The 25,001-nt window shown below is 71.6% G+C and carries 23 protein-coding genes, 1 tRNA gene and 1 pseudogene; 16 read left to right on the forward strand and 9 right to left on the reverse strand.

Annotation, left to right across the window (positions count from 1 at the left end; all coding sequences use genetic code 11):
• Positions 1-58 precede the first annotated feature (58 nt).
• The 6 genes from ACFQRI_RS03430 to ACFQRI_RS03455 form a co-directional block, all read right to left on the reverse strand.
• Complete coding sequence (locus ACFQRI_RS03430; protein WP_380664268.1) at positions 59-799, reverse strand: cupin domain-containing protein; 741 nt, start codon at positions 797-799, stop codon at positions 59-61.
• The gene (locus ACFQRI_RS03435) at positions 796-1,719 is read right to left on the reverse strand and encodes a DUF6807 domain-containing protein (RefSeq protein ID WP_380664270.1); all 924 of its coding nucleotides are present in this window, start codon (positions 1,717-1,719) and stop codon (positions 796-798) included. Before ACFQRI_RS03435 ends, ACFQRI_RS03430 begins: the two co-directional genes overlap by 4 nt.
• The gene (locus ACFQRI_RS03440; RefSeq protein ID WP_380664272.1) at positions 1,716-2,837 is read right to left on the reverse strand and encodes a Gfo/Idh/MocA family protein; all 1,122 of its coding nucleotides are present in this window, start codon (positions 2,835-2,837) and stop codon (positions 1,716-1,718) included. Before ACFQRI_RS03440 ends, ACFQRI_RS03435 begins: the two co-directional genes overlap by 4 nt.
• Positions 2,838-3,097: 260 nt before the next feature.
• Positions 3,098-3,916, reverse strand: a complete 819-nt coding sequence (locus ACFQRI_RS03445) for a carbohydrate ABC transporter permease (RefSeq protein ID WP_380664274.1) — start codon at positions 3,914-3,916, stop codon at positions 3,098-3,100.
• Positions 3,916-4,851 (reverse strand): carbohydrate ABC transporter permease, encoded by a 936-nt coding sequence (locus ACFQRI_RS03450; RefSeq protein WP_380664276.1) that lies wholly within the window; start codon positions 4,849-4,851, stop codon positions 3,916-3,918. The genes ACFQRI_RS03445 and ACFQRI_RS03450 overlap by 1 nt, the downstream gene beginning before the upstream one ends.
• Positions 4,848-6,149 carry an ABC transporter substrate-binding protein gene (locus ACFQRI_RS03455; protein ID WP_380664278.1) on the reverse strand — a complete coding sequence of 434 codons (1,302 nt, stop codon included), beginning with the start codon at positions 6,147-6,149 and terminating at the stop codon, positions 4,848-4,850. The genes ACFQRI_RS03450 and ACFQRI_RS03455 overlap by 4 nt, the downstream gene beginning before the upstream one ends.
• A 293-nt stretch (positions 6,150-6,442) precedes the next feature.
• Here ACFQRI_RS03455 and ACFQRI_RS03460 point away from each other — a divergent pair, with 293 nt between their 5' ends.
• The 6 genes and pseudogenes from ACFQRI_RS03460 to ACFQRI_RS03485 all read left to right on the forward strand — a co-directional run bounded on the left by ACFQRI_RS03460 (position 6,443) and on the right by ACFQRI_RS03485 (position 13,289).
• Entirely contained in the window at positions 6,443-8,806 is a 2,364-nt protein-coding gene (locus ACFQRI_RS03460) for a beta-xylosidase/alpha-l-arabinosidase (protein WP_380664280.1), read from the forward strand.
• A 25-nt stretch (positions 8,807-8,831) separates the two neighbouring features.
• Entirely contained in the window at positions 8,832-9,854 is a 1,023-nt protein-coding gene (locus ACFQRI_RS03465) for a LacI family DNA-binding transcriptional regulator (protein WP_380664282.1), read from the forward strand.
• Between the two features lie 59 nt (positions 9,855-9,913).
• On the forward strand, positions 9,914-10,393 hold the full coding sequence (locus ACFQRI_RS03470) for a DinB family protein (protein ID WP_380664284.1): 480 nt from the start codon (positions 9,914-9,916) through the stop codon (positions 10,391-10,393).
• A 168-nt stretch (positions 10,394-10,561) separates the two neighbouring features.
• Positions 10,562-11,548, forward strand: a complete 987-nt coding sequence (locus ACFQRI_RS03475) for an LLM class flavin-dependent oxidoreductase (protein WP_380664285.1) — start codon at positions 10,562-10,564, stop codon at positions 11,546-11,548.
• Positions 11,549-12,047: 499 nt separating this feature from the next.
• Positions 12,048-12,149 (forward strand): annotated as a pseudogene (locus tag ACFQRI_RS03480) (metallophosphoesterase family protein); the annotation flags it as partial.
• 348 nt (positions 12,150-12,497) lie between these two features.
• On the forward strand, positions 12,498-13,289 hold the full coding sequence (locus ACFQRI_RS03485; RefSeq protein WP_380664588.1) for an alpha/beta fold hydrolase: 792 nt from the start codon (positions 12,498-12,500) through the stop codon (positions 13,287-13,289).
• Between the two features lie 63 nt (positions 13,290-13,352).
• Here ACFQRI_RS03485 and ACFQRI_RS03490 read toward each other — a convergent pair whose 3' ends face one another.
• Complete coding sequence (locus ACFQRI_RS03490; RefSeq protein WP_380664287.1) at positions 13,353-14,318, reverse strand: ABC transporter substrate-binding protein; 966 nt, start codon at positions 14,316-14,318, stop codon at positions 13,353-13,355.
• Between the two features lie 101 nt (positions 14,319-14,419).
• On the opposite strand from ACFQRI_RS03490, the gene ACFQRI_RS03495 reads away from it, so the two are divergent.
• From ACFQRI_RS03495 to selD, 4 genes are all read left to right on the forward strand, one after another.
• The gene (locus ACFQRI_RS03495; protein WP_380664289.1) at positions 14,420-15,367 is read left to right on the forward strand and encodes a siderophore-interacting protein; all 948 of its coding nucleotides are present in this window, start codon (positions 14,420-14,422) and stop codon (positions 15,365-15,367) included.
• Positions 15,368-15,451: 84 nt separating this feature from the next.
• Complete coding sequence (locus ACFQRI_RS03500) at positions 15,452-16,435, forward strand: sigma-70 family RNA polymerase sigma factor (protein WP_380664291.1); 984 nt, start codon at positions 15,452-15,454, stop codon at positions 16,433-16,435.
• 23 nt (positions 16,436-16,458) lie between these two features.
• Positions 16,459-16,551 (forward strand) — tRNA-Sec (locus tag ACFQRI_RS03505).
• A 130-nt stretch (positions 16,552-16,681) separates the two neighbouring features.
• Positions 16,682-17,689: a selenide, water dikinase SelD gene (selD, locus tag ACFQRI_RS03510; RefSeq protein WP_380664293.1), complete on the forward strand. Its 1,008-nt coding sequence runs from the start codon at positions 16,682-16,684 to the stop codon at positions 17,687-17,689.
• Positions 17,690-17,705: 16 nt separating this feature from the next.
• On the opposite strand, the gene ACFQRI_RS03515 is transcribed toward selD, so the two are convergent.
• Entirely contained in the window at positions 17,706-18,449 is a 744-nt protein-coding gene (locus ACFQRI_RS03515; RefSeq protein WP_380664295.1) for an SDR family oxidoreductase, read from the reverse strand.
• A gap of 330 nt (positions 18,450-18,779) precedes the next feature.
• On the opposite strand from ACFQRI_RS03515, the gene ACFQRI_RS03520 reads away from it, so the two are divergent.
• A complete protein-coding gene (locus ACFQRI_RS03520) occupies positions 18,780-19,745 on the forward strand; it encodes a DUF3048 domain-containing protein (RefSeq protein ID WP_380664297.1) in 966 nt (321 codons plus the stop codon).
• Between the two features lie 7 nt (positions 19,746-19,752).
• Here the strand turns inward: ACFQRI_RS03520 and ACFQRI_RS03525 are convergent, their stop codons facing one another.
• The gene (locus ACFQRI_RS03525; protein ID WP_380664299.1) at positions 19,753-21,198 is read right to left on the reverse strand and encodes an Nramp family divalent metal transporter; all 1,446 of its coding nucleotides are present in this window, start codon (positions 21,196-21,198) and stop codon (positions 19,753-19,755) included.
• Positions 21,199-21,400: 202 nt separating this feature from the next.
• On the opposite strand from ACFQRI_RS03525, the gene ACFQRI_RS03530 reads away from it, so the two are divergent.
• The 5 genes from ACFQRI_RS03530 (at position 21,401) to pcaG (ending at position 24,952) form a co-directional block, all read left to right on the forward strand.
• Entirely contained in the window at positions 21,401-21,901 is a 501-nt protein-coding gene (locus tag ACFQRI_RS03530; RefSeq protein WP_380664301.1) for an NUDIX domain-containing protein, read from the forward strand.
• A gap of 139 nt (positions 21,902-22,040) precedes the next feature.
• Entirely contained in the window at positions 22,041-22,850 is an 810-nt protein-coding gene (locus ACFQRI_RS03535; protein WP_380664303.1) for a CoA transferase subunit A, read from the forward strand.
• A complete protein-coding gene (locus tag ACFQRI_RS03540; protein ID WP_380664305.1) occupies positions 22,847-23,602 on the forward strand; it encodes a CoA-transferase subunit beta in 756 nt (251 codons plus the stop codon). The genes ACFQRI_RS03535 and ACFQRI_RS03540 overlap by 4 nt, the downstream gene beginning before the upstream one ends.
• Positions 23,603-23,648: 46 nt before the next feature.
• The gene (pcaH, locus tag ACFQRI_RS03545; RefSeq protein WP_380664306.1) at positions 23,649-24,392 is read left to right on the forward strand and encodes a protocatechuate 3,4-dioxygenase subunit beta; all 744 of its coding nucleotides are present in this window, start codon (positions 23,649-23,651) and stop codon (positions 24,390-24,392) included.
• The gene (gene pcaG, locus ACFQRI_RS03550; RefSeq protein WP_380664308.1) at positions 24,392-24,952 is read left to right on the forward strand and encodes a protocatechuate 3,4-dioxygenase subunit alpha; all 561 of its coding nucleotides are present in this window, start codon (positions 24,392-24,394) and stop codon (positions 24,950-24,952) included. Before pcaH ends, pcaG begins: the two co-directional genes overlap by 1 nt.
• Positions 24,953-25,001: the final 49 nt, after the last annotated feature.

Consider the following 25,001-nt stretch of genomic DNA (forward strand, 5'->3'; position numbering starts at 1 on the left):
CAGTTCGGCCGACAACCGCACGCACCCTGGCGTGCGGTTGTCGGCCGAACTGCTGGGATCAGGGGTCGTGCGGGAGGGTGGCTCCGGGGAGTTCGTACTCCTGGCGGTGGCCGCACATGCCGAGGCCCGCCTGGCGGGTCGGGGTGGCGACCTGGACCTTCGCCGCGGTGAGGTGGCTGGAGTCGCCCTCGGCCAGGGCCTGGATCTGCTCGCCGGTGCGCTCGGCCGCGGCGAGGGCACCGTCCCGCCAGCGCGGGAGCCAGTCGTCGAGCTTCGGGGCCACCAGGCGAGCCGCGGATCGTTGGAACTCGCGCAGCGGGCGGCTGTCGCCGTCCTGGAGCGCTTCGCGCAGTTCGAGGTAGCCGGCCACGGCAAGATCGCGGCGCCGTCGGGCGGCGCGTTCGGCCTCCGGCCCCTCCTTGGCCGGCAGCGTCGCCGCCTCGGCGTAGGTCTCCGGGTCGGCGAGGAACCCCGGTGGGAAGGTGAACACCGCATCACCCGCCTCGGGCAGGCCGCTGTTCTGCATGATGACCGTGACCCGCAGCGCGTCCTGGTCGATCATGCGGTGCACCGCGCCGGGACCGAACCAGGCGATCGAACCGGCTTCCAGCGGGGTTTCCCGGTAACCGTCGGCGGTCAGCGTCTGCACAGCTCCCCGGCCGCCGGTGACCACGTACGCCTCGGTGCACACCAGGTGCACGTGCGGGCTGCCGCCGCAGACCTCGTCGGCCGCCGGCCAGTCGTAGGCCTGCAGGTGGGAAATCCCGACGGCGCCGGGAAGCGGGAACGGGTAGCTCACGGCGACTCCCACGGGTTTCGCTCCAGCACGGATTCCAGCTGCGCGCGGTCCAGCGCGCCGTCGAGCACCACGAGCCGGTAGCGCAGCGGCAGCGCGTCGCCGTCGGCCAGCTCCAACGGGTCGTAGAACGCCAGCGACGGGTTGACCACCGGGAACGGTTCGCTGCGCACGAACCACCGCCGCTCGGGCACCGGGTTGTCCGGGTGGTCGTCGAACAGCATGGTGGAGATCTCGTCGGTCCCGTCGTGCTTTCCGACGAAGGCCAGCCACGGCGCGGCGGTTCCCATCATCGCCTGCGCCGAGTCCCCACCGGGCGAGACGACGGCTCCCCCGGTGAACGAGCGCGGCCCGCGCCAGAAGAACCCGCAGTACCCGGCGAGCTCCCGGCCGAAGACCGTGGGGCTGCCGAACTCCAGCGGTTCGCCGCGGACGTTGGTCAGCTCGGTGGCGAAGTCCAGCAGCCAACCGCTGGCCTCCCCGCGCACGAGTTCCACCCGCACGCTGCGGGTCTCGTCGATCCAGCGCTCGCCGTCGGCGGTGACCCAGTCCACGCGCTCGGTGAACCCGGGGCGCTCGCCGGTCTGCAGGGACCGGAACTCGCGGTGCCGCAGCGCACCGACGTTGGGCAGGTCGACGTAGCCCGAGCCGGGCGCTCCCTCGGTGAACGTCCCACCGCCCCAGAAGTTCTGCCCGGACAGGTGCGAGGCGGTCATCGCCAGGCCCTTGTGCCAGCGGTGGTCGTGCGGCCGGTGCCCGGTGACGACCTCACCGCTGAGGGCGCGCAGCGGGTGGAAGTGCGGTGCGGGGCACTCGCGCGCCGCCGTGTCGTCGCGGTAGACGTAGCGCAGCAGCTCGACGCCGCCTGCCCGCACGCTCAGCGCGGAGTCCAGCTCGTGCACCACCGACATCGGCTCGGTCATGCCTCGGCCCCCTCGCGCGTCGGCGCCCAATCGGGCACCTCCCCGTGCAGGTCGTGGTAGAAGGGGTCCTCGGCGGTGAGGTCGGCGCGGCGCACCGACGTGCCGGTCAGCGCCGAGCGGTACAGGCCGGTGACCAGCTCCATGGTCCGCCGCGCATCGGCACCGCTGGCGGGCGGTCGGCGCCCGTCCCGCATCGCGTCGAGCACGCGTTCCAGCTGCGCGGCGTGCGAGCTGCGCTCCTGGCCCGGCGGCGTGCGCCACCGGCCGATGCGCGCGGGATCGGTGACGTGCTCGGCGGGGGTGTAGCGCCAGTCCTCGTTGCCGTACCCGTAGAGGTGGGTGAGCTCGACGGTGGCGTCGGTGCAGTCGATGCGGATGTAGCTCTCCTGGCGCGGGCTGAGCACGCTGTTGACGATGCTGGCGACCGCGCCGCTCTCGAAGCGCACGCTGGCCACCGAGACGTCCTCGGTCTCCACGTCGCGGTCCAGCCGCGCGGCCATGGCCCGGATCTCCGCCCAGTCGCCCAGCAGCGCCAGCAGCAGGTCCATCTGGTGGATCCCGTGCCCCATGGTGGGCCCGCCGCCCTCGGTGCGCCACTTCCCCCGCCAGGGCACCTCGTAGTAGTCGTGCCCGCGGTACCAGGTCGTCCGGCAGTCGGCCACCAGCGGCCTGCCCAGCTCCCCGGAGGACAGCAGCTCGGCGGCGTGCCGCCCGGCGGAGCCGAAGCGGTGCTGGCAGACGATGCTGGCGTAGGCACCGCCCTCGGTCTCGGCGGCGGCGATGCGGTCGAACTCGGCCAGCGACAGGCAGGCCGGCTTCTCGACGAGCACCCACGCGCCCGCGCGCAGGCACTGCTCGACGGGTGCGACGTGCGCGGCCGGCGGGGTGCACACGTGCACCAGGTCTGGTTTCTCGCTGGTGAGCATCTCGGCGACGTCGCGGTAGCCGGTCTCGATGAGGTTGGTCGCCTGGAAGCGCGCCAGCCGGTCGGCGTCGACGTCGACCGCGGCGACCACCTCGACCTCGTCGGCGGCGGACTTCAGCGCGGGGACGTGGCTCTGCTGGGCGATGCCTCCGGTGCCGATCACCGCGGCACGCAGCTTGCGCGATCCGAGCATCTCAGCCTTCCTCTTCGCGTGCGCCGCGGCGCACTCCCAGGACGGGTCGACGACCCGCGACGCGCACCCGCGCGACGCCGCCAAGCGCCCGGCAGCACCGCGGCGACCGGCGCCCGTCCGATCGGGACGAGCGCCGGCCAGGTCCGCGGCGGTGGCGACCGCTCACCGCGCAGTCGGGCAACGTGGTCGGGAAACCTCTCGGAAATGCCCTCTTGTCGAAAAAGTTATAGTCCCGAACGATCGCCGGTCAACACTTCCGATCACTTGCCGGCACCGGCGGTGAGCCCCGCGACAAGCAGCCTCCTGCCGAGGATGTAGAGCACCAGCACCGGCAGCGCCGAGAGCACCACCGCGGCCATGATCGCGGGCACGTTGGTGGTGTACTGGCCCTGGAAGTTCCACAGCATCAGCGGGAGCATCGAGGCCTCCTCCCGCTGGGTGAGGATCAGCGGGAAGAGCAGCCCGTTCCACACCTGCAGCGCCTGGTAGATCCCGACGGCGAGCAGCGCGGGCCGGGACAGCGGCAGCACCAGGTTCAGCAGCACCCGGAACTGCCCGGCTCCGTCCAGGCACATCGACTCGTAGAGCTCCTCGGGGATGTCGCGCAGGAAGTTGCTCAGGATGAGCACCGACAGCGGCATCGCGAAGGCGATCGAGGGCAGCACGATGGCCAGCAGGCTGTCGTAGAGGCCCATCTGCACCAGGATCACGTACACCGGGATGATCGTGGCCTGCAGCGGGATCGCCAGCCCGGCCAGGAACAGCTGGAACAGCCGGCGGTGCCGGCGCCGCCTTCCGCGCACCACCACGTAGGCGGCCATCAGCGCCACGATCAGCACCACGACCACGGTCAGACCGGTGGCCAGCACGCTGTTGAACAGGTACGTCGCGAACCCGTTGCCGAACACGTCGGCGTAGTTGCCCAGCGTCGGCGACGACGGCAGCGACAGCGGGTTCGCCCCGGTCACGTCGTCGGCGGTGCGCAGGCTGGTGACGACCACGTAGTACAGCGGGATGGCCACGACCAGGGTCCACACGATCGCACCGAGATTGGGCAGCACGCCCCGGAAACTCCGCATCACGCGCCCTCCTGCTCACTGCGCATCCGGGCGAAGCCGGAGTACTTGGTCAACCCCACCGAGAGCGCGGTGCCCACCGCGACCAGGATCAGCGCGACCGCGCTGGCGTAGCCGAGCTCGTACTGCTGGAAACCGATCACGTACATGTTCACCGGCAGGATGCGGGTGGCGTCGCCCGGACCGCCCTCGGCCAGCACGTAGAACAGGTCGAAGTAGGTCAGCGACCCGACCAGCATCAAGGTGCTGGAGGTGATGATCGTGTTGCGCAGCTGCGGCAGGGTGATGGTGAAGAACTTCTGCAGCGGGCTCGCCCCGTCGATCTCGGCGGCCTCGTAGAGCTGCTTGGGGATCTGCCGCACGCCGGCTTGGTAGAGCAGCGTGTGGAACGGGATGAACTGCCAGCTCACCACGAAGATCAGCACGTAGAGCGCGCGATCGGTGTCGCCGAGCAGGTTGACGTCGGGCAGGCCGAGCGCGGCGAGCACGCCGAAGTCCGGGTCGAGCAGGTTGCGCCACACGATGCCGATGCCGGTCGAGGACAGCACCAGCGGGAGGAAGAACAGCGAGGCCAGCACGGCGCGGCTGCGCTGCTGCCCGGCGACGTAGACGCCGAGCAGGATGCTGATCGGGGTCTGCACGGCCCAGCACAGCACCATCACGACCAGCGACACCCAGATCGAGTGCCACATGCCGGAATCGGTGAGCATCTCCGTCCAGTTGCCGCCGTTGTTGAACGCGGGCGCGGAGATGCCGTTCCACTCGGTCATCGACAGCACGAGCACGACGACGATCGGCACGACCACGAACGCCGCGAAGAAGATCAGCGCGGGTGCGGCGAACCAGGTCGACGGTTCGGTCCAGTGCCTCCGCGGTGCTCGGCGAGGTGTCCCGGCGGGAGTGTGCGCTGCCGGGCGAAGCGCCTCGGTCGCGGTCATCGCGAAACCTCCTCCATCGCCTGGGAGAACTCAACGGGCGTGATCTGCTTGAGGAAGAGCTTCTGCAGGTTGACCAGGACTTCCTGGGCCGGGCGAGGAGCCAGCGCCTGGTCCCAGGACTGCTGGAAGTGGGGAGCCTTCTCGGTCAGCTCGTAGACGTCGGTGAGGAACTCGCGGTCCTCGGACTTCTGCAGCTCGTCCTCGATGCCGTGCACCGGCGGGACGTCGCCGCGCTCGAGCCGCCCCTGCACGAACCGATCGCTGGAGAGCTCCTCGCGCAGGTAGTCGATGGTCTGCTCCTGCTGCGGGCCCTTGGTGACCGACATGAACGTGGTGGGGTTGCCGACGAGGTTGTTCGGGTCGCCCTTGCCGCCCCGGACCGCGGGGAACGCCGACCAGCCGAGGTTGCCTTCGCGCACCCACTGCTCGTCGTCACCGAGCAGCTCGGAGTAGGCCGAGCCGAGGTGGAGCATCATGGCCGCCTTGCCGCTGCTGAGGAGCGCGCGCTGGGTGCCGAGCTCGGCGCTGGTGGAGGAGAAGGAGTTGCCGAAGGCACCCATGTCCACCAGGTCCTGCAGCATCTGGTTGGCCTTGATGATGTCGGGATTCATCCAGGCGCCGGGCTTGCCGTCGACCACGTCCTGGAAGGCCTGCGCGCCGGCGACCCGGTCGACGATGGCCTCCTCCCACATCAGGTAGGTCCAGGAGTCGGCTCCGCCGAGCGAGATGGGCAGGATCCCGGCTTCCTTGAACTTCGGGATGAGGTCGATCAGCTCGCCCCAGGTCTTGGGTGGTTGCGCGCCGACCTGCTCGAAGACGTCCTTGTTGTAGAACATCATCACGGGCTGGATCCCGCCGATGGGAACTCCGTGGGTCCCGCCCTGCAGCTGAACCGGGCTCATCACGCTGGGCAGGAACTTGTCGCGCCATTCCGGGTGCTTCCGCATCTCCGGGCCGAGGTCGACGACCTTGCCCGCGTCGATGAAGGCCTCCAGCGCTCCCCCGCCCCAGCCGAAGAAGGTGTCCGGCGGGCTCCCGGACCCCATCGAGACCCAGAGCTTGTTCTTGTAGGGGTCGTTCTGGAAGAACTGGGTCCTCATCGGCTGACCGGTGCGCTGCTCGAACGCCTCGGCCTCGGTGGGCATCAGCTCTTCCTCACCACCACCGCTGATCGCCCAGGAGGTCAGCGCTCCACCGCTGCCCTCGCTGGGCGGCAACAGCGCGGCGCACCCGCTGGCCGCCACCGACACCGCCAGGGCCGCCCCGATCGCGCACAGGCGGCGCAGCCTTCCACGCATCGTCACTCCTACGTCTTCGCACCGTTGCGGACTCTCCGGAGTTCCAAGACCGGGATCACCGGCCGTTTGGACGGCGAGACGGTACCGCAGCCGACGAGAACCGGACAAGACTCGTTTTCAAAAACTTTCATCGGCGTCGCTATGGGAATCCCCTGGCCGTCAGGCGCGGCTTTCACCGGCTCAGCGTGGCAACCTGACGATCGACACGAGCCAGCTACCCGAGGTTGTTCCTGAAATTTTCTGAAACTATGCTCCGGATCGAGTACCACCCATCACGACGGGAGTCACCGCACATGCCGCAGTCGCGCCCGACCGAGCAGAACCCGCCCTTCCGCGATCGCTCGCTGCCGGTTGACCAGCGGGTCACCGACCTGGTCTCGCGAATGACGTTGGAGGAGAAGCTCAACCAGCTCGTCGGGATGTGGATCTACGTCTCCGGCGCCGAGGAGCGCGTCGCCCCGCACCAGGAGGACTTCGCCGACGACACCCCGCCGTGGGAGGAGATGATCACCAACGGCCTCGGGCAGCTGACCCGGGTGTTCGGCAGCGCGCCGATCGAGCCGAAGAAGGGCGCCGAGGCGCTGGCCCGCCTGCAGCGCGAGATCACCGGTTCCAGCCGCTTCGGCATCCCGGCGATGGCGCACGAGGAGTGCCTGGCCGGGTTCACCGCCTGGGGCGCGACCGCCTACCCGGTACCGCTCGCCTGGGGCGCGGCGTTCGACCCCGGGTTGGTCGGCGAGATGGCCGCGCGCATCGGCGCCGACCTGCGCTCGGTGGGCGTGCACCAGGGGCTCGCCCCGGTGCTCGACGTGGTGCGCGACCTGCGCTGGGGACGCGTCGAGGAGACCATCGGCGAGGATCCCTACCTGATCGGCGAGCTCGCCTCGGCCTACGTCGCGGGGCTCGAATCCGCCGGGATCGTGGCCACGCTCAAGCACTTCGCCGGCTACTCCGCCTCCCGCGCGGGCCGCAACCTGGCCCCGGTGAGCATGGGCCCGCGCGAGTTCGCCGACGTCGTCCTGCCGCCGTTCGAGATGGCCCTGCGGCTGGGCGGTGCGCGCTCGGTGATGCACTCCTACACCGACGTCGACGGCCTGCCCTCGGCCGCCGACGAGGGACTGCTGACCGACCTGCTGCGCGAGGAGCTGGGCTTCGACGGCGTGGTGGTCGCCGACTACTTCGGCGTGTCGTTCCTGCACAAGCTGCACAACGTGGCCACCGACGCCGGGCACGCCGGCGAGAAGGCGCTGCGCGCGGGCGTGGACGTGGAGCTGCCCAACGCGCGTTGCTACGTCGAACCGCTCGCCCGGCGGGTTCGCGAGGGGGCGATCGAGGAGTCCTACGTGGACCGCGCGCTGCACCGGGTGCTGCGGCAGAAGTGCGAGCTGGGTCTGCTCGACGCCGACTGGAGCCCGGAGGTCGCCGAGGCACCCGATTCCCTGGACCCCGAGCGCAATCGGCAGCTGGCCGGCGAACTGGCCCGCAAGTCCCTGGTGCTGGTGCGCAACGACGGCACGCTGCCGCTGGCCGAACCGGGGAGCATCGCTCTGGTCGGCCCCCTGGCCGACGACCCGTTCGCGCTGCTGGGCTGCTACTCCTTCCCGGCGCACATCGGGGTGTCCTACCCGGACTGGCCCAGCGGCATCGAGCTGCCGACCTTCCGCGACGAACTGGCGAAGGAGGCGCGCGAACTGACCTACCTGAAGGGCTGCGAGCTGCCCGAAGGACCAGCCGATCTGCCGGGCGCGCGATCGGCGGCCGAGGCCGCGGACGTGGTGGTGGCCGTGGTCGGCGATCGCGCCGGGCTGTTCGGCCGGGGCACCTCCGGCGAGGGCTGCGACGCCACCGACCTCGACCTGCCCGGGGACCAGCGGGCTCTGGTCGAGGAGCTGCTGGCCACCGGGAAACCGGTGGTGCTGGTGGTCTGCAGCGGCAGGCCCTACGCGCTGGGCGGCATCGCCGAGCGCTGCGCTGCGGTGGTGCAGGCGTTCTTCCCCGGTGAGGCGGGTGCGGCCGCGCTGGCCGACGTGCTCACCGGGGCGGTCAACCCGTCGGGCAAGCTGCCGGTGTCCGTCCCGGCGCTGGCCGGGGGCAACCCGGGCACCTACCTGACAGCACCGCTTGGCGCCCGCAGCGAGGTCAGCTCGTTGGATCCGACCGCGCTCTACCCGTTCGGGCACGGGCTCTCCTACACCACCTACGCGTACTCGGAGCTGCGCGTCTCCGCCGAGCAGGTGCCCACCGACGGCGAGGTGGAGATCTCGGCGACGGTGACCAACACGGGTGACCGCGACGGCGAGGAGGTCGTGCAGCTCTACCTGTCCGACCCGGTCGCCGAGGTGGCCCGCCCGGTGCGGGTGCTGGCCGGCTTCTGCCGGGTCGCGGTGCCCGCGGGCGCCTCCCGGCGGGTCACCTTCGCGCTGCACGCCGACCGCGCGGCCTACACCGGGGCGCGCGGGCGGCGCATCGTCGACGCCGGTCACATCGAGGTGCACGTGGGCGGCGACAGCGCGAAGCCGGCTCTCTCCGGCGGGTTCGAGCTCGTCGGGGAGACCCGGCCGGTGGGCGCGGACCGGGTGCTGACCACCCCGGTCCGCATCGCGCAGCCTGATCGGCACCGGGTGCGGGCGGCGGGCCGAAACTTTCAGGTACGGTGACGTCGGCGGAGCGACGGGAGGCAAGGTGACCGAGGCGAAGAAGAACCGGGTGACCATCAGCGACATCGCTCGGGAAGCTGGTGTCTCGGTACCGACCGTGTCCAAGGTCCTCAACGGACGACCGGAGGTCGCCGCCCACACCCGGGAGCGGGTGGAGAAGCTCATCTCCCGGTACAACTACTCGCGGCGCGCCAGCCACGGCACGGGACGCGCGGGACTGATCGACCTGGTCTTCCACACCCTCGACAACGAGTGGGCGATGGAAATAGTGCGCGGCGTGGAGAGCGTGACCCACGACGCGGGCGTCGGCATGGTCGTCTCGGCGGTGCACGACGGCCGCAAGACCGAGCGGGCCTGGCTGGACAACCTCACCTCGCGCCGCTCGGACGGCATCATCCTGGCGGTCACCGAGCTGGGCCCGCGGCACGCCGAGCAGCTGCACGGGCTGGGCGTGCCGGTGATCATCATCGATTCGCTCGGGCAGCCGGAGCCGCGGGTCGCCTCGGTGGGCGCGACCAACTGGAGCGGTGCGCGCACCGCGGTCGAGCACCTGCTCGACCAGGGCCACCAGCGCATCGGCTTCATCGGCGGCCCACCGCAGCTGCAGTGCAGCACCGCTCGGCTGGACGGCTACCGGTCGGCGCTGATGGCCGCAGGCGTCCCGGTCGACGACGACCTGCTCGCCGACGGCGATTTCACCTACGCTCGCGGGGAGGCGGCCGCGCTCGAGCTGCTGGACCTGCCCGAGCCGCCCACGGCGATCTTCGCGGCCAACGACCTGGAGGCGCTGGGCGCCTACCGCGCCGCCGAGCAGCGCGGCCTGCGCATCCCGGACGACATCAGCGTCGTCGGCTTCGACGACCTGCCGATGGCGCAGTGGATCTCGCCGACCCTGACCACGGTCAACCAGCCGGTCGCCACGATGGCCGCCGAGGCGGCGCGGATGGTGCTGCGGCACTCCGAGACCGGCCGGTTCGAGACCAACCGGGTCGAACTGGCCACCGAGCTGGTGGTGCGCGGCAGCACCGGTCCCGCGCCCAAGCCCTAGCGGCGCGCCGACCCCTGGCGACCGCGGAGGTCTGCCGCACATCCGGATGGGAGGCTCCGATGGGATCGTTCGACGTCCCGCTGGATGACGAACGCGCCCAGCTCGACGCGTTCATCGAGGAGTACCGGGGTGCCGTCGAGCGGACCCTCGACGGCCTCACCGAGGAGCAGGCGCGGCGTCGGCTGGTCCCCTCGGCGACGACGCTGCTCGGGCTGCTCAAGCACGTCACGTGGATGCAGCGGATCTGGTTCGAGGAGTGCGTCGGGGGCGCGCCCCGCCAGCAGCTCGGCCTGGTGCCGGGCCCGGACGAGTCGTTCCGGCTCTCCGCCGACGACACCATCGCCTCGGTCGCGGCAGCCCACCGGGACGCCTGCGCCGCGGCCAGGGCGGCCGTCGCCGGGCTGCCGCTGGGGGCCGTGGTGACCGGTCACCGAGCGGGACCGCGAACGCTCCGCTGGGTGTACCTGCAAGTCCTCCGGGAGCTGGCCCACCACTGCGGGCACGCCGACATCCTGCGCGAGCAGGTGCTCGCCGACTGAGTCCGATCGCGGCGGTCGGGCGATTCCCACGACCCCGCGCTCCCGGCCGAACCGCGGCCCACGTCACTCCCCCGGCAGGAATTCGCCGCGCGGGCCGCGTGTTGATCCCGACTGGGCGGGGCGCGGTGCCCCGCGGGTTGCTGGTTTGTCCGAAAGGCTGTGTCTGTCGTGTCTGTCGCTCTCTCCGTGCTGGATCTGGCCCACATCGGCGACGGAGAGACCGCCGCGGAGAGCTTCGCGCACAGCATCAAGCTCGCCCAGCACGCCGAGCAGTGGGGCTACCGGCGGATCTGGTACGCCGAGCACCACAACATGCCCACCATCGCCTCGTCGGCGACCAGCGTGCTCATCGGGCACGTCGCCGCGCACACCAGCAAGATCCGGTTGGGCGCCGGCGGCATCATGCTGCCCAACCACTCCCCGCTGACCATCGCCGAGCAGTTCGGCACCCTGGAGACGCTCTTCCCCGGCCGCATCGACCTGGGCCTGGGCCGCGCGCCGGGCAGCGACCAGCGCACCATGCGCGCGCTGCGGCGCGATCCCACCTCGGCCGACGCCTTCCCGCAGGACGTGCTGGAGCTGCAGGGCTACCTGACCGGCCAGACGCGCATCACGGGCGTCAACGCCACGCCCGGCCACGGCACGAACGTCCCGCTGTACGTCCTGGGGTCGTCGATGTTCGGCGCGCAGCTCGCCGCGCTGCTCGGCCTGCCCTACGCGTTCGCCTCGCACTTCGCGCCGGACGCGCTGGAAGCGGCGGTGGCGACCTACCGCAAGGAGTTCCAACCCTCCGAGCAGCTCGCCGAGCCCCACGTGATCGCCGGGGTGAACGTGATCGCCGCGGACACCACCGAGTACGCCCAGCAGCAGGCGCTGGAGGCCAAGCGCTACCGGGCCGGCCGCATCCTCGCCCAGGGCCGCGACCTCACCACCGAGCAGATCGACGCGCTGCTGGAGTCCCCCGCGGGCGCGCAGGTCAACAACATGACCAAGTACTCGGCGGTCGGCACCGCCTCCGAGGTCGACGCGTACCTGCGGGACTTCGCCCAGCGCGCCCGGGCCGACGAGCTCATGGTCGTGTCCTCGGCCACCGACCGCACGGCTTGGCTGCGCTCGCTGGAGATCCTCGCCGAGGTGCGAGGCCTCGGCGCCTGAGCCGGCGCGACGCCCGCGGCGACTCCCCCGGTGCGCACCGGGATTCGCCGCGGGCGAACCGCAAAGCCCGCCCGCGGCGACCGCAGCATGCTGGTGGCCGTGACAGGCGACGTAGCCGTGCTCTCCGACATCCGCGGAGTCCTGCCCGCCTTGGAGGTGGTGCTGGCCGAACCCGACGTGCGCAGCGCCGAGCGCATCGTGCTCACCGGTGACATCGCCGCCGGTCCGCAACCCGCTGCGGTGCTCGACCTGCTGGCCGGGATCGGCGACCACCTCGTGCGGGTCAGCGGCAACGCCGACCGCGAGCTCGTCGAAAAGCGCCGGGGCCAGCGCGATTCGGTCCCGGACCCGATCGCCGACTGGGCCGCCGGTCAGCTGCGCGACGAGCGCGTCGAGCTCGTCGCGAGCCTGCCGTCCTCGGTCCGCCTCCCGGTGGCCGACCTGGGCGAGGTGCTGTTCTGCCACGCCACGCCCCCGCGACGACGAGGAGATCGTGCTGGTGGACTCCCGCCCGCAACGCTGGCGGGAGGACCTCGACGGCCTCGGCCAGGAGGTCCGCGCGGTGGTCTGCGGGCACACCCACGTGCCCTTCGTCCGCCTCGCGCACGGCCGACTCGTCATCAACCCCGGCAGCGTCGGGATGCCCTGCGGCCGGGCCGGGGCGCGCTGGGCGCTCCTGGGGCCGGGCGTGCAGCTGCGCTCGACCGGTTTCGACGCGGCGCGAGCCGTCGACGAGGTCGTCCGGAGCTCCTCGTTCGCGCGCATCGCGAGTGGGCCGACCACTTCCTGCACGCCAGGGTCACCGGTGCCGAGGCCCTGGAGGTCTTCGCCCCGACGGGGGGTCGCGACCGCGGACCGTGACAGCGCGCGAGGAGCGCGAGGTGCTGGACCACCGGGATCCGGCGCAGCAGAATCGAGCGCACCATCGTCGAGGCTGGGAGTTCGAATCGTGCCTACCGCTGAGCTGGGTGATGTCCGCGTGCAGTACCGGGCGGAGGGGTCCGGGCCCGCGGTGGTGTTCGTGCACGGCCTGGCCGAGGACCACCGCACCTGGCAGGCGCAGCAGGACGAGCTCACCGGGTGCCGGACCTACGCGCTCGACCTGCGCGGGCACGGCGGGACCCCGGTCGGACGGGCCAGCGGCGACCTCGCGCAGCTTCGCGACGACCTCATCGCGTTCCTGTCCGAGGTCTCCGGTCCCGCGGTCTGCGCGGGGTTCTCGCTGGGCGGCACGGTCGTGCTCGCGGCGGCCGCGCGGCGGCCCGAGCTGGTGACCGGAGCGATGGCCATCGCCACCTCGTCGGTGGTGGGCCGGGCGGCCGCGGACTTCTTCCGGGAACGCGCGCAGCAGGTCCGCGACGGCGACCTCGAAGCGGCCAGGGCGACGTTGCGCGCGGACACCGCGGAGATGCTCACCCGCGCGGACGCCGCGGCGCTGGGCGACTACCGAGTCGAGTGCATCGGCGACGGAGCCGGTTACGCCAACGCGGCGCTGGCGATGGCCGGGCTCCGCGAGGAGCCGCTGACGCCGCTGCTGTCGAAGGTCACCTGCCCAACGGTGGTCGTCGGCGGCGGCAAGGACGTGTTCTGCCCGCGCAAGGCCTCGGAGATCCTGCTGGACGGCCTGCCCGAGGCGAGCTATCGGGAGGTGCCCGACGTCGGTCACCTGATGCGGGCCGACGATCCGGCCGGTTTCGCCGAAGCCGTGCGCGAATCCCTCGGCGATCTCGGCGCGCGCTGAGCGCGCCCGCCCCGCAGCGCCTCACGAACCGACCGCGCGAGCGGTCCCGGTCGCAGCTCGTCCTCAGGCCAGCTGGGCCTCCAGCTGGTCGGCGAGCTCGTTCATGATCCGCGCGTAGCTGGCGTAGCTCAGCGGCGCCACGGCATCCCACTCGACGAACTTGTTCGCCGCGGCGGCCGGGGTCGCGGCGAAGACCGGATTGCGCTTCATCTGCTCCGGGCGCATCGAGGCCTCGCGCGCGTCCCACAGCAGGACGTCCCCGCGGTAGGCGTCGGCCTTCTCCCAGGACAGCCGCTCGAAGTAGCCGCCGGTGGCCTCGTCGGGGTTCTCCGGCGCGATGATCGGCAGCCCCAGCTCGCGCGCGTAGTAGTCCAGGTCGGGGTTGCGCTGCGGGACCACCACGAAGAACTCCTGCTTGGTGCCGCCGATGCCCAGGATCGACCTGCCCTCGGCGCGCATCCGCTCACCGATGCCGCGCAGCCGGTCGGCGGCGGCGTGGAAGGCGCGCTCGTCGGCGCGGACCCGCTCGGAGTCGACGTCGCCGCCCAGCGCCCGCGCCAGCCGCTCGTACTCGCCGATGGCCTCGGGCAGCGACAGGCCGGACTGCTGCACGCCGACGGTAGGGGCGAACTCGGTGACCTTGCGCTCCTGCTCCTCGACGAGGTGCCAGAGCCCGGGGTACTCCGCGTACTTCCCGCTGACCACCAGGTCGGGGTGCACCGAGGCCAGGCGTTCGAGGTTGACCTCGCCGTAGCCCGGACCGGTGACGTCGGTGACCTTCGCCGGATCGAGGCCCGCCGCCTCGGGCTCGACGGTGCCGTCGTCGCGAACCAGCGGGCCGAAGGTGCCGGCGACGTCGACGCCGAAGTCCTCGAGCGCCGCCGCGGCCGACACCTGCGCGACGATCCGCCGGGGTTGCTCCGGTCGGGTTACCGTGATCCCCCGATCGTCGGTGAAGGACCAACCGGAACCGGTCTCGCCCGCCGGCGCGGCCGGCCCGCAGGCGGTCAGCGCGCTGACCGCGACCAACGAGACAGCGGTGGCCGCAGTGGCCCTAAAAGTGTGACGCAAGCCTACCTCCCCAAAGATCTAAGGCTAGGCTAACCTAGCAGCAACTCGGGAGGTACTGAATGGCAGTGGCACGAACCGGGCAGATCGCCCGGCAGCGGACGCGGCCGAGCGCGGCGCGTCCCGTTTTCCGGCTGTTCCCCGTCACCGTGACGCGGGTGCGACGGCTCTCCCCCAGCTTCGCGCGGATCACGCTGACCGCCGACTGCCTGCGCGGCTTCGGCAACGGCGGCGACGACCAGCGGATCAAGGTCGTGCTGCCCAAGCCCGGTCGCACCCTCGACGACTTCCCCGACGCGCCGGACTGGTACCAGCGCTGGCAGCAGCTGCCCGAGGCGACCCGACCCGACCTGCGCACCTACACGGTCCGCGCGTTCCGGCCGGAGACCCGCGAGCTCGACGTGGACTTCGTGCTGCACGGCGTCGACCACGGCCGCAGCGGACCGGCCTCGGGCTGGGCCGCCAACGCCCAGCCCGGCGACCGCATCGGCGTGATCGGCCCGGACGCGGGCACCGGCAACTGCCGCTCGGGCTGCGAGTGGTCTCCGCCCGAGTGCGCCGAGAGGCTCGTGCTCGCCGGCGACGAGACCGCCGTGCCCGCGGTCGGGGCGATCCTGGAATCGCTGCCCGCCGACGCGCGCGGCGTCGCCTGCCTGGAGGTCCCCGAGGCAGGCGACCGCCAGGAGTGGTCGGTTCCGGACGGCGTCGAAGTCCGCTGGTTCGCGCGCTGCGGCGCCACGCCGCACGGCAAGCTGCTGGAGGAAGGCGTGGCCGAGGTGCTGCGGGAGCTGCCCGACCGCCCGCGCCGGTCCACCGCCGAGTTCGAGGACATCGACCTGGACAACGACGTGCTCTGGGAGATCCCGGAGCGCTCGTCCGGTTCGGTCTACGGCTGGCTGGCCGGTGAGGCCTCGGTGATCAAGCGGCTGCGCCGGATGATGGTCAACGAGCACGGCATCCCCAAGCAGGCGGTGGCGTTCATGGGCTACTGGCGCGAGGGTCGGTGCTGACTCGAATTCGTCCGATATGTCGGCGCGCTGGGCTACCGTCATCGGCATCGGGTCAAGACCGTCCGAGCCGAGGGAGCCGCACCCATGGCCACACCGACCGCCCCGTCGACCTCCGATGAGTTCACCGCGCTGGCCGATCCCTACCGGCGCGAGCTGCTCGCGCACTGCTACCGCATGCTCGGGTCCCTGCACGAGGCCGAGGACCTGGTGCAGGAGACCTACCTGCGCGCTTGGCGCGCCTACGCGAAGTTCGAGGGCCGCAGCTCGCTGCGCACCTGGCTGCACAAGATCGCCACTACCACCTGCCTGACGGCACTGGAGAACCGCAAGCGCCGGCCCCTGCCCAGCGGGCTGGGCGCACCCGCCGACGACGTGCCCGACGAGAAGGTCGCGGCCTCCGACGAGGTGCCGTGGTTGGAGCCCTTCCCCGACGCGATGCTTCCGGACTCCGGCGACCCGGCCGCGATCGTCGGTCAGCGCGAGAGCACCCGGCTGGCCTTCATCGCCGCGCTGCAGCACCTGCCCGCGCGGCAGCGCGCGGTGCTGCTGCTGCGCGACGTGCTCAAGTGGCGCGCCGCCGAGGTCGCCGAGGCGATCGGGATCAGCACCGCCGCGGTCAACAGCGTGCTGCAGCGGGCCCGCGCCCAGCTGGCCGACGCGGCGCCGTCCCAGGACGACCGGCCGCCGCAGCTGACCGCCGACCAGCAGCGGCTGCTCGAACGCTACGTGACCGCGTTCGAGTCCAAGGACGTCCCGGCGATCGTCGAGCTGTTCACCGCCGAGGCGAGCTGGGAAATGCCTCCTTTCCGCTTGTGGGTCGTCGGTGGCGAGCACATCGCGCAGCTCCGGGTGCGCCAGTGCCCGGCGGGCGAGGGTGGCTTGCGGCTGCTGCCGACCCGTGCCAACGGTCAACCGGCCTTCGGCATGTACCTGCGCGGCGATGACGGGGTGTTCCGCGCCTTCCAGCTCAACGTGCTCGAACTCGACGGGGCGATGGTGCGGCGCGTGGTGGCGTTCTTCGACGTCGACTTCACCCGGTACGGCCTGCCCGAGACCTGCTCGGACTGATCTCCGCCGCTACCCTCGGCGGTGGAGACGTCAGGGTGCCTGGTGGCCCCCACGGCCTTCAAAGCCGATGGCGCCGAGCAGCTCGGCGCGGCGGGTTCGATTCCCGTCCGTCTCCGCTCGTTCCCGTCCGATGCGGACATCGGGGATGCCCGCACGGACGCCCGGCTTGCGGTGCGCGCGGGAGATCGGGAGCCTCGGCGGCGGGAGAGCTTCCCGGGACGCCCGACACCAACCACGGGACGGCCGATGACCGCGCTGGAAACACCTCGCCTGACCCAGTACGCGCACGGCGGCGGGTGCGCCTGCAAGATCCCGCCCGGCGAGCTGGAGGGCGTGCTCGCCGAGCTGCGCCCGAAGCCCGCCGACCCGCCGGCGCAGCTGCTGGTGGGCCTGGACACCGGGGACGACGCGGCGGTGGTGTCGACCGCCGAGGGCACCGGGCTGATCGCCACGACCGACTTCTTCACCCCGGTGGTCGACGACCCGTTCGACTGGGGCCGGATCGCCGCGGCCAACGCCCTCTCGGATGTCTACGCGATGGGCGGGACGCCGGTAGTGGCGGTGAACCTGCTCGGCTGGCCCCGCGAGGTGCTGCCCTTCGAGCTGGCGGCCGAGGTGCTGCGCGGTGGCGCGCAGATCGCCGCCGAGGCCGGTTGCCACCTCGGTGGCGGGCACAGCGTGGACGATCCCGAGCCCAAGTACGGCCTGGCCGTCACCGGTGTGGTGGACCCGGGGCGGTTGTTGCGCAACGACTCCGCGCGCCCGGGGCTTCCGCTGTCGCTGACCAAACCGCTGGGCATCGGGGTGCTCAACGCCCGGCACAAGCGCACCGGCGCGCGGTTCGAGCAGGCGGTGGCGGCCATGACCGAGCTCAACCGGGACGCGGCGCGGGCCGCGCTGGCCGCCGGGGCGGTGTGCGCGACCGACGTGACCGGCTTCGGCCTGCTGGGCCACCTGTTCAAGATGATGCGCGCCTCGGGCACCGCGGCGGAGGTCGACGCGGCGGCCGTGCCCTACCTCGACGGGGCGCGGGACGCCGCGCGGGCCGGGTTCGTCAGCGGCGGCACCCGCCGCAACCTCGACTGGGTCGCCCCGCACCTCGATCCCGGCGGTCTCGACGAGTCGGAGCGACTGCTGCTGGCCGACGCGCAGACCTCCGGGGGCCTGCTGGTCGTCGGCGAGGTCCCGGGAGCTCCGGTGATCGGGCACGTCGTCCCGGCCGGTGCCGGTGCACCGGTGATCCGCGTGCGGTAGGGGTCCGGCGAGCCGCTCAGCCGCGGCCGATGAAGGGCATCGCGGTCGCGGTGATGGTCAGGAACTGGACGTTGGCCGCCAGCGGCAGCCCGGCCATGTAGAGCACCGCGTCGGCGACGTGCTTCGGGTCGAAGGTGGGCTCAGGTCGGGTGGTCCCGTCGGCCTGGGCGGCGCCGGTGGCGATGCCCGCGGTCATGTCGGTGGCGGCGTTGCCGATGTCGATCTGCCCGCAGGCGATGTCGTGGGCCCGCCCGTCCAGCGAGATCGACTTGGTCAACCCCGTGATGGCGTGCTTGGTGGCGGTGTAGGCGACGCTGCGCGGGCGCGGGGCGTGCGCCGAGATGGAGCCGTTGTTGATGATCCGGCCGCCGCGCGGGTCCTGCTCCTTCATCGCGTTGAAGGCGTGGTGCGCGCACAGGTACGAGCCGGTGAGGTTGGCCTGCACCACGGCGCTCCAGTCGGCTGGCGAGAGCTCGCCGACATCACCCGCGGGACCGAACGTGCCGGCGTTGTTGATCAGCAGGTCGACCCGTCCCCACTGGTCGCGGACCTGGTCGAACAGCGCGGTCACCGAGGGCTCGTCGGTCACGTCGGTGGGCACCGCCCGGGCGTTGGGGTGCTCCCCGGCGGTCTCGCTCAGCGGTGCGGCGCGACGTCCCGCCAGCGCCACCCGGTAGTCGGCGCCGAGCAGCGCCTGCGCGACCACCCGCCCCACGCCGGACCCCGCCCCGGTCACCACGGCCACCGGCATCTCGCGCATCGGAACCTCCACCCCGAGTCGTGCCCCCGCACAGGCTATCGAGCCGGGGAGCGGGCCGGGCGCGGTGGCGCGCCGGTGCCCACCGCCCGCCGCCGGGAGGCGGACCCGGGGTCCCGATTCAGAAGCCCCAGCCGCCGAAGCCCCAGCGCCATGCTTCGATCCCCATCGGGCGCTCACCTCCCCGCTCGGTCGTCGGCCGTCGTCTCGACGCCGCCGACACCACCAGACGCGCCCGATGTCCGGTACCGCCGCTCGGAGGCCACCACCTCGATCGACGTGCGGATCCGGCCGGGGTGCGTAGTGTCAACGCGCGGGAGGGGGTTGTCCGCGATGCGCCGATTACGCGCGCTGTGCGCAGCGCTCATGGTGCTCGCGGTGCTCGGGGTGAGCGGCTGCGGGCTGTTCTCCCCCGCACCGCGCGGCGACGAGGCGCCCGCGCCACCGCCCAGCGGAGCGCCCGCCCCCGGAGGCGGGGCGCACGGTGCACCGGACGGTCCGCCGGTGCTGGCGGTCAAGATCGACAACGTGGCCGAGGGACGACCCCCGGTGGGCCTTGCCGCGGCCGAGATGGTCTTCGCCGAGCCGGTCGAGGGCGGGTTCAGCAGACTGCTGGCGATCTTCGGGGAGAACAAGCCACCGGTGATCGGGCCGGTGCGCAGCGCGCGGGAGACCGACGCGCAGATCCTCCCGCAGTTCGGCAAACCGGTGCTGGCCTACTCCGGGGTGGCCCCGGAGATCCGGCCGGTGATCGACCAGGCGCCGCTGATCGACGGATCGGACCAGGCGGTTCCGCAGGCCTACTCGCGCGAACCCGCCCGGCCCACCCCGCACAACCTGTTCGTCGACCCCGCCCAGCTGCCCACCGGCGAGCCCTGGCCGGGCGCCAACCGCCCGCTGGTCGGGGAGCTGCCCGACGGCGGCCAGCCCGCGGAGAACTACGAGGTCCGGTATCCCTCGGCGCGCATCGGGTTCTTCTACAACCACCAGAGCCGGCTGTGGAACGTCTCGATGGACGGCGACCCGTACGCGGCGATCAACACCGGTCGCATCGGCGCCTCCACGGTGATCGTCCAGCACGTGAACGTCCACGACTCGGTGGTCCGCGACGCCGCGGGCAACCCCTCCCCCGTGGTCGAGACCGTCGGCAGCGGGCGGATCCTGATGCTCCGCGAAGGGCGGAGCTTCGAAGGCCGCTGGGAGCGCCCCTCCCCCACCGATGCGACCCGCTACACCGATCTGGCCGGCGCGCCGCTGCCCGCGGCGCCCGGCCAGATCTGGGTGGTGCTGACGCGTTGAGCCGCGCTCAGAACTGGTCGACGAGCAGGGCGATGGAGAAGTAGCCGTAGAACAGCACGGCCACCGCCATCATCACCATGCGCCAGCCGCCGAGCCGGATGGACTTGGGCAGGAACTTGCGGTTGGTGACGATGAGCAGCATCGAGTACAGGAACATCACCACGCCGCCCGCCGACGAGGAGATCAGGATCAGCGCCAGCGGCTCCTCGGCCCCGGAGAGCAGGATGAACGAACCGGCGATGATCATCAGCCAGATCACCGCGAAGTAGATGCGGCTCTCGGTGACCTTCGTGCTGGTGCGGAAGAAGGTGACCTTCACCGAGTCCGCGGCCAGCCGGCTGACCCAGTCCATGATGCCCAGCTGGGTGGAGAACAGGGCGGTCGCGCCCGCGCACCAGAAGGCCATCTGGAAGGCCGTGCCGAAGCGCTCGCCGAAGACCTCGCCCTCGGCGCGGATGAAGTCGAAGTCGTCGTCGGGGAGCTCCATGCCGAAGACGGTGGCGTAGGCGACCACCGACATGATCACCAGCGTGGCCAGGCCGAGCACGAAGAAGGTGCCGAACTGCTCGATGTTGGCGACCTTCCACCAGCCCTTCCAGCGGCGCCGGTTCTCCTCGCTGTCGAGGAACATGTGCCCGGTGCCCGCGGCGGCCTCGTCCTGACCGGTGAACGGCGAGGTCACCCGCGGCATGTGCGCGCCCATGCCCATCTGCTTGTCGCGCGCCCAGTTGCTCTGCACCAGGTTGTTGCCGCCGCCGGCACCGGCGAAGGCGATCGCGCCCAGCAGCGCGGCCACCCCGCCGACCTCCGACATCGGCGGCAGTTGACCGGTGTGCGCGAAGCTCGCGCCGAAGGCGGCCCAGTCGGAGAGCCCGGTGGCCACGAACAGGGCCACGACCAGGAACACCGAGATCCCGCCGACGAGCACCATCTCGATGCGCTCCACGGTCTTGTAGACGACCTTGGACAACGTCAGCGCGCTGCCGATGGCGACCATGGCCACGATCGCGATCGGCACGGGTGATCCGCCGCCCGCGACGTAGGTGACGATGTTGGCCGCGCCGGTGGCCCACCCCGGCCACATGTTCGGGATGACGGCTATGACGGTGATGGCGATGCCCAGCGGCGGCCAGATGCGGGTGAAGCCGGTGACCGCGGTCTCGCCGGTGGCCAGCGTGTACCGCTCGATCTCCATGTTGAGGATGTACTGCATGAAGAACCCGAGTGCCGCCGCCCACATCAGCACCAGGCCGACCTGGCTGGTGATGTAGGGCCAGAGCACGAACTCGCCGGAACCGATCGCGGTCGCGGTGAGGATGATGCTGGCGCCGAAGATCTGCTTGAACCCGCGGGGTTCGGGCAGGTCGCGGTACTTGGCGGCGGGAAGGAACCTGCTGGGCAGCTCGTGCGCGACGGCCCCGTCGCGTGGTGTTTCGTTCTCCTGGATGGCCACGTTGCCTCCTAGGGGCGGTTACGGCCGATCCGGTGTACCAAGGCGAACACGGCAAGTGAACCAACTCACACGTCTGAATCCATCCGGGTTGTCCGAATTGGGATGCGGGGCCCGCCGGAAATCAGCGCGGCGAAGGCGGATCGCGAGGCAAGACTGGGGTAAAGTGATCGTTTCTGGCCGCAGCACGAAGGGACCCGCTCCGATGCCCAAGTTCTCCTGGCACACCGACGCCGTTCCGGCGGGACTGGCGGTGCGGCAGGTTTACGGGTTCCTGTTCGCCCCGGACGGCCGGCTGCTCATCCGCGTGGACGGCGCGAAGCACACCCTGCCGGGCGGACGCCCGGAGCCGGGCGAGGTGTCCTACGCCGACATCCTGCGCCGGGAGTCGATGGAGGAGGTCACCGTCGACATCCACGAGCCGCACTACCTGGGCTACCAGTGCGTCGACGACGGGATCTCGCCGTACGCCCAGGTCCGGATGGCCGCGGTGATCCGGCGCGCGCACCCGGCCGCGCCGGATCCCGACAGCGGGCGCACCTACCGCAGGCTGCTGGTGCACCCCGGCAAGGCGGGCGATCTGCTGGCCTGGGGCGAGACCGGCTACCTGCAGGCGACCGCCGCGGCCGAGGCCGCTGTGGAGGTGCTCGGCGTGCCCTCGGACGGCTTGCCGCCCAGCGACGACCTCCCCGTCGGCGACCTCTGAGGCGCCCGCGAAACCCGCTCCACCAGCGCATACCCCGCTCTTCGGTCTTGACCCGGGTCGAGCGCTGCCCTAGTGTGTTCGCATACAGCACAGTTGTTCTCTATACGAACACCCGGGAGTGGTCTGGTTGGCACGGATCATGCGTCTCCACGAAGCCGTGGCCGAGCTGGTGCACGACGGCGACACCGTGGCCCTGGAGGGCTTCACGCACCTGATCCCGGTCGCGGCCGGCCACGAGATCATCCGGCAGCGGCGCAAGGACCTCACCCTGGTGCGCATGACGCCGGACATCGTCTACGACCAGATGATCGGCGCGGGCTGCGCGCGCAAGCTCGTCTTCTCCTGGGGCGGCAACCCGGGAGTGGGCTCGCTGCACCGGTTCCGCGACGCGATCCAGAACTCCTGGCCGGTGCCGCTGGAGATCGAGGAGCACAGCCACGCCGGCATGGCCAACCGCTACGCGGCCGGCGCCGCCGGCCTGCCGTTCGCGGTGCTGCGCGGCTACACCGGCACCGACCTGCCCGGCCAGACCGACAACATCAAGCCGATCGACTGCCCGTTCACCGGGCAGCGCCTCACCGCGGTGCCCGCGGTGAACCCGGACGTGGGCATCATCCACGCGCAGCGCGCCGACCGGGCGGGCAACGTGCAGATGTGGGGCATCACCGGCGTGCAGAAGGAGACCGTGCTGGCCTCCTCCCGCTCGCTGGTCACCGTCGAGGAGGTCGTGGACGAGCTGCCCCCGGTGCCCGGCGGCGTGGTGCTGCCGCAGTGGGCGGTCACCGCGGTGGCCGAGGTTCCGCGCGGGGCGCACCCGTCCTACGCCCAGGGCTACTACGAGCGGGACAACGACTACTACCAGCGCTGGGATCCGATCTCGCGGGAGCGCGAGGCGTTCGAGAAGTGGTTGCAGGACGAGGTTCACGCGGTCGAGGGGAGCGCCCGATGAGTCAGGACTTCACCGCCGACGAGATGATGACCGTCGCGGCCGCGCGGTCGCTGGAGGACGGCGCCAAGTGCTTCGTGGGCATCGGTCTGCCCAGCACGGCCGCCAACCTCGCGCGCCGCACGCACGCGCCCGAGCTGGTGCTGATCTACGAGTCCGGCACGCTGGGCGCCAAGCCGGACCGGCTGCCCCTGTCGATCGGCGACGGGGTGCTGGCCGACACCGCCGATTCGGTGATCAGCGTGCCCGAGATCTTCAACTACTGGTTGCAGCCGGGGCGCATCGACATCGGGTTCCTCGGTGGCGCGCAGGTGGACCGGTTCGGAAACATCAACACCACCGTGATCGGCGGCGACTACCGCAACCCGAAGGTGCGGCTGCCCGGCGCCGGTGGCGCGCCCGAGATCGCGGCGTCGTGCCGGGAGGTGCTGATCGTGATGCGGATGAGCCCGCGCAGCTTCGTCGACGAGCTCGACTTCGTGACCTCGGTCGGCTACGGCCGCGGCAAGGGAGACCGCGAGGAGCTCGGGCTGCGCGGTCGCGGACCGGTCAAGGTGATCACCGACCTGGGCGTGCTGCGCCCCGACCCGGAGACCTGCGAGCTGACGTTGACCGCGCTGAGCCCGGGGGCCACCGTCGAACAGGCCAGGCAGGCGGCCGGCTGGGAGCTCGCGGTTGCCGACGAGCTCGCCCAGCAGCAGCCGCCCACCGACACCGAGCTGCGCGTGCTGCGCGAGCTCAAGGCAGCGGTGTGAGCGTTCCGAGCGGATTCCCCGACAACGGCGTACAAGGAGCTCTGCGATGACCATCGACGACACGCGCTCCGGGCTGGTGCTGCCCGACTACGCGCGGGACGAGGCGTCCCACCCGCCGCTGGACTCCCCCGAGTACCGGTCCTCGGCGCTGCGGCACCCCAAGCAGCCGCTGCAGTACCTGCCGCACCACCTCACCGAGATCACCGGCCCGCTGCTCGGCCAGGACCGCTGCGGCGACACCGATCACGACCTCACGGTGCAGCACGACGACGAGCCGCAGGGCGAGCGAATCATCGTCAGCGGCAAGGTGCTCGACTCCAACGGCAAGCCGGTGCCCAACACGCTGGTGGAGGTCTGGCAGGCCAACGCCGCGGGGCGCTACCTGCACCAGGGCGACCGGCACCCGGCGCCGCTGGACCCGAACTTCTCCGGAACCGGCCGGTGCATGACCGACTCGGAGGGCAACTACCGGTTCATCACGATCAAGCCGGGCGCCTACCCGTGGAAGAACCACGACAACGCCTGGCGACCGGCGCACATCCACTTCTCGCTGTTCGGGCAGGCCTTCACCCAGCGGCTGATCACCCAGATGTACTTCCCCGGCGATCCGCTGTTCTACCAGGACCCGATCTTCAACTCGGTGCGCGACGAGAAGGCCCGCGAGCGCATGATCTGCTCCTTCGACCTGGACAGCACGGTCCCGGAGTGGGCGCTGAGCTACAAGTGGGACATCGTGCTGCGCGGTCCGCAGGCGACCGTGTTCGAGGACGAAGAGGAGGACGACGACTGATGGGCGCTCCCGCCACCACGCCGTCGCAGACGGTCGGCCCGTTCTTCGCGCTGCCCGGCGGCATGCTGTGGTCCGACGGCGCGCAGGTCGTGCCCGAGGACCGCGAGGGATCGTTCCTGCTGCGCGGCAGGCTCACCGACGGCAACGGCGATCCGGTCCCCGACGGCATCCTCGAGATCTGGCAGGCCGACGAGCAGGGCCGCTTCGACCACCCGCACGACCCGCGCGAGCAGTCCTCGGGCTGGCAGGGATTCGGCCGCTGCCCCACCGACGCCGAGGGCCGCTTCTGGTTCCGCACGGTCAAGCCGGGCCCGCTGCCGACCCCGACCGGGGAGACCGAGGCACCGCACATCGACGTCACGGTCCTGGCGCGCGGCATGCTCAACCGCGCCGTCACCCGCGTGTACTTCCCCGACGAGCCGGCCAACGAGACCGATCCGGTGCTCACCCGGGTTCCCGCCGAGCGCCGCTCGACGCTGCTGGCCGTCCCCGACGCGCAGGGCCTGCGCTTCGACATCCGCCTGCAGGGTGCTGGCGAAACGGTCTTCTTCGCGGTCTGATCGAGGGGAGAGCGCGCTGGTCGTCGAGATCGCGCGCCGTTCGCTAGGA

Origin of the sequence: Saccharopolyspora griseoalba, from assembly GCF_042665275.1 — a bacterium.
GTDB classification, from domain to species: domain Bacteria; phylum Actinomycetota; class Actinomycetes; order Mycobacteriales; family Pseudonocardiaceae; genus Saccharopolyspora; species Saccharopolyspora griseoalba.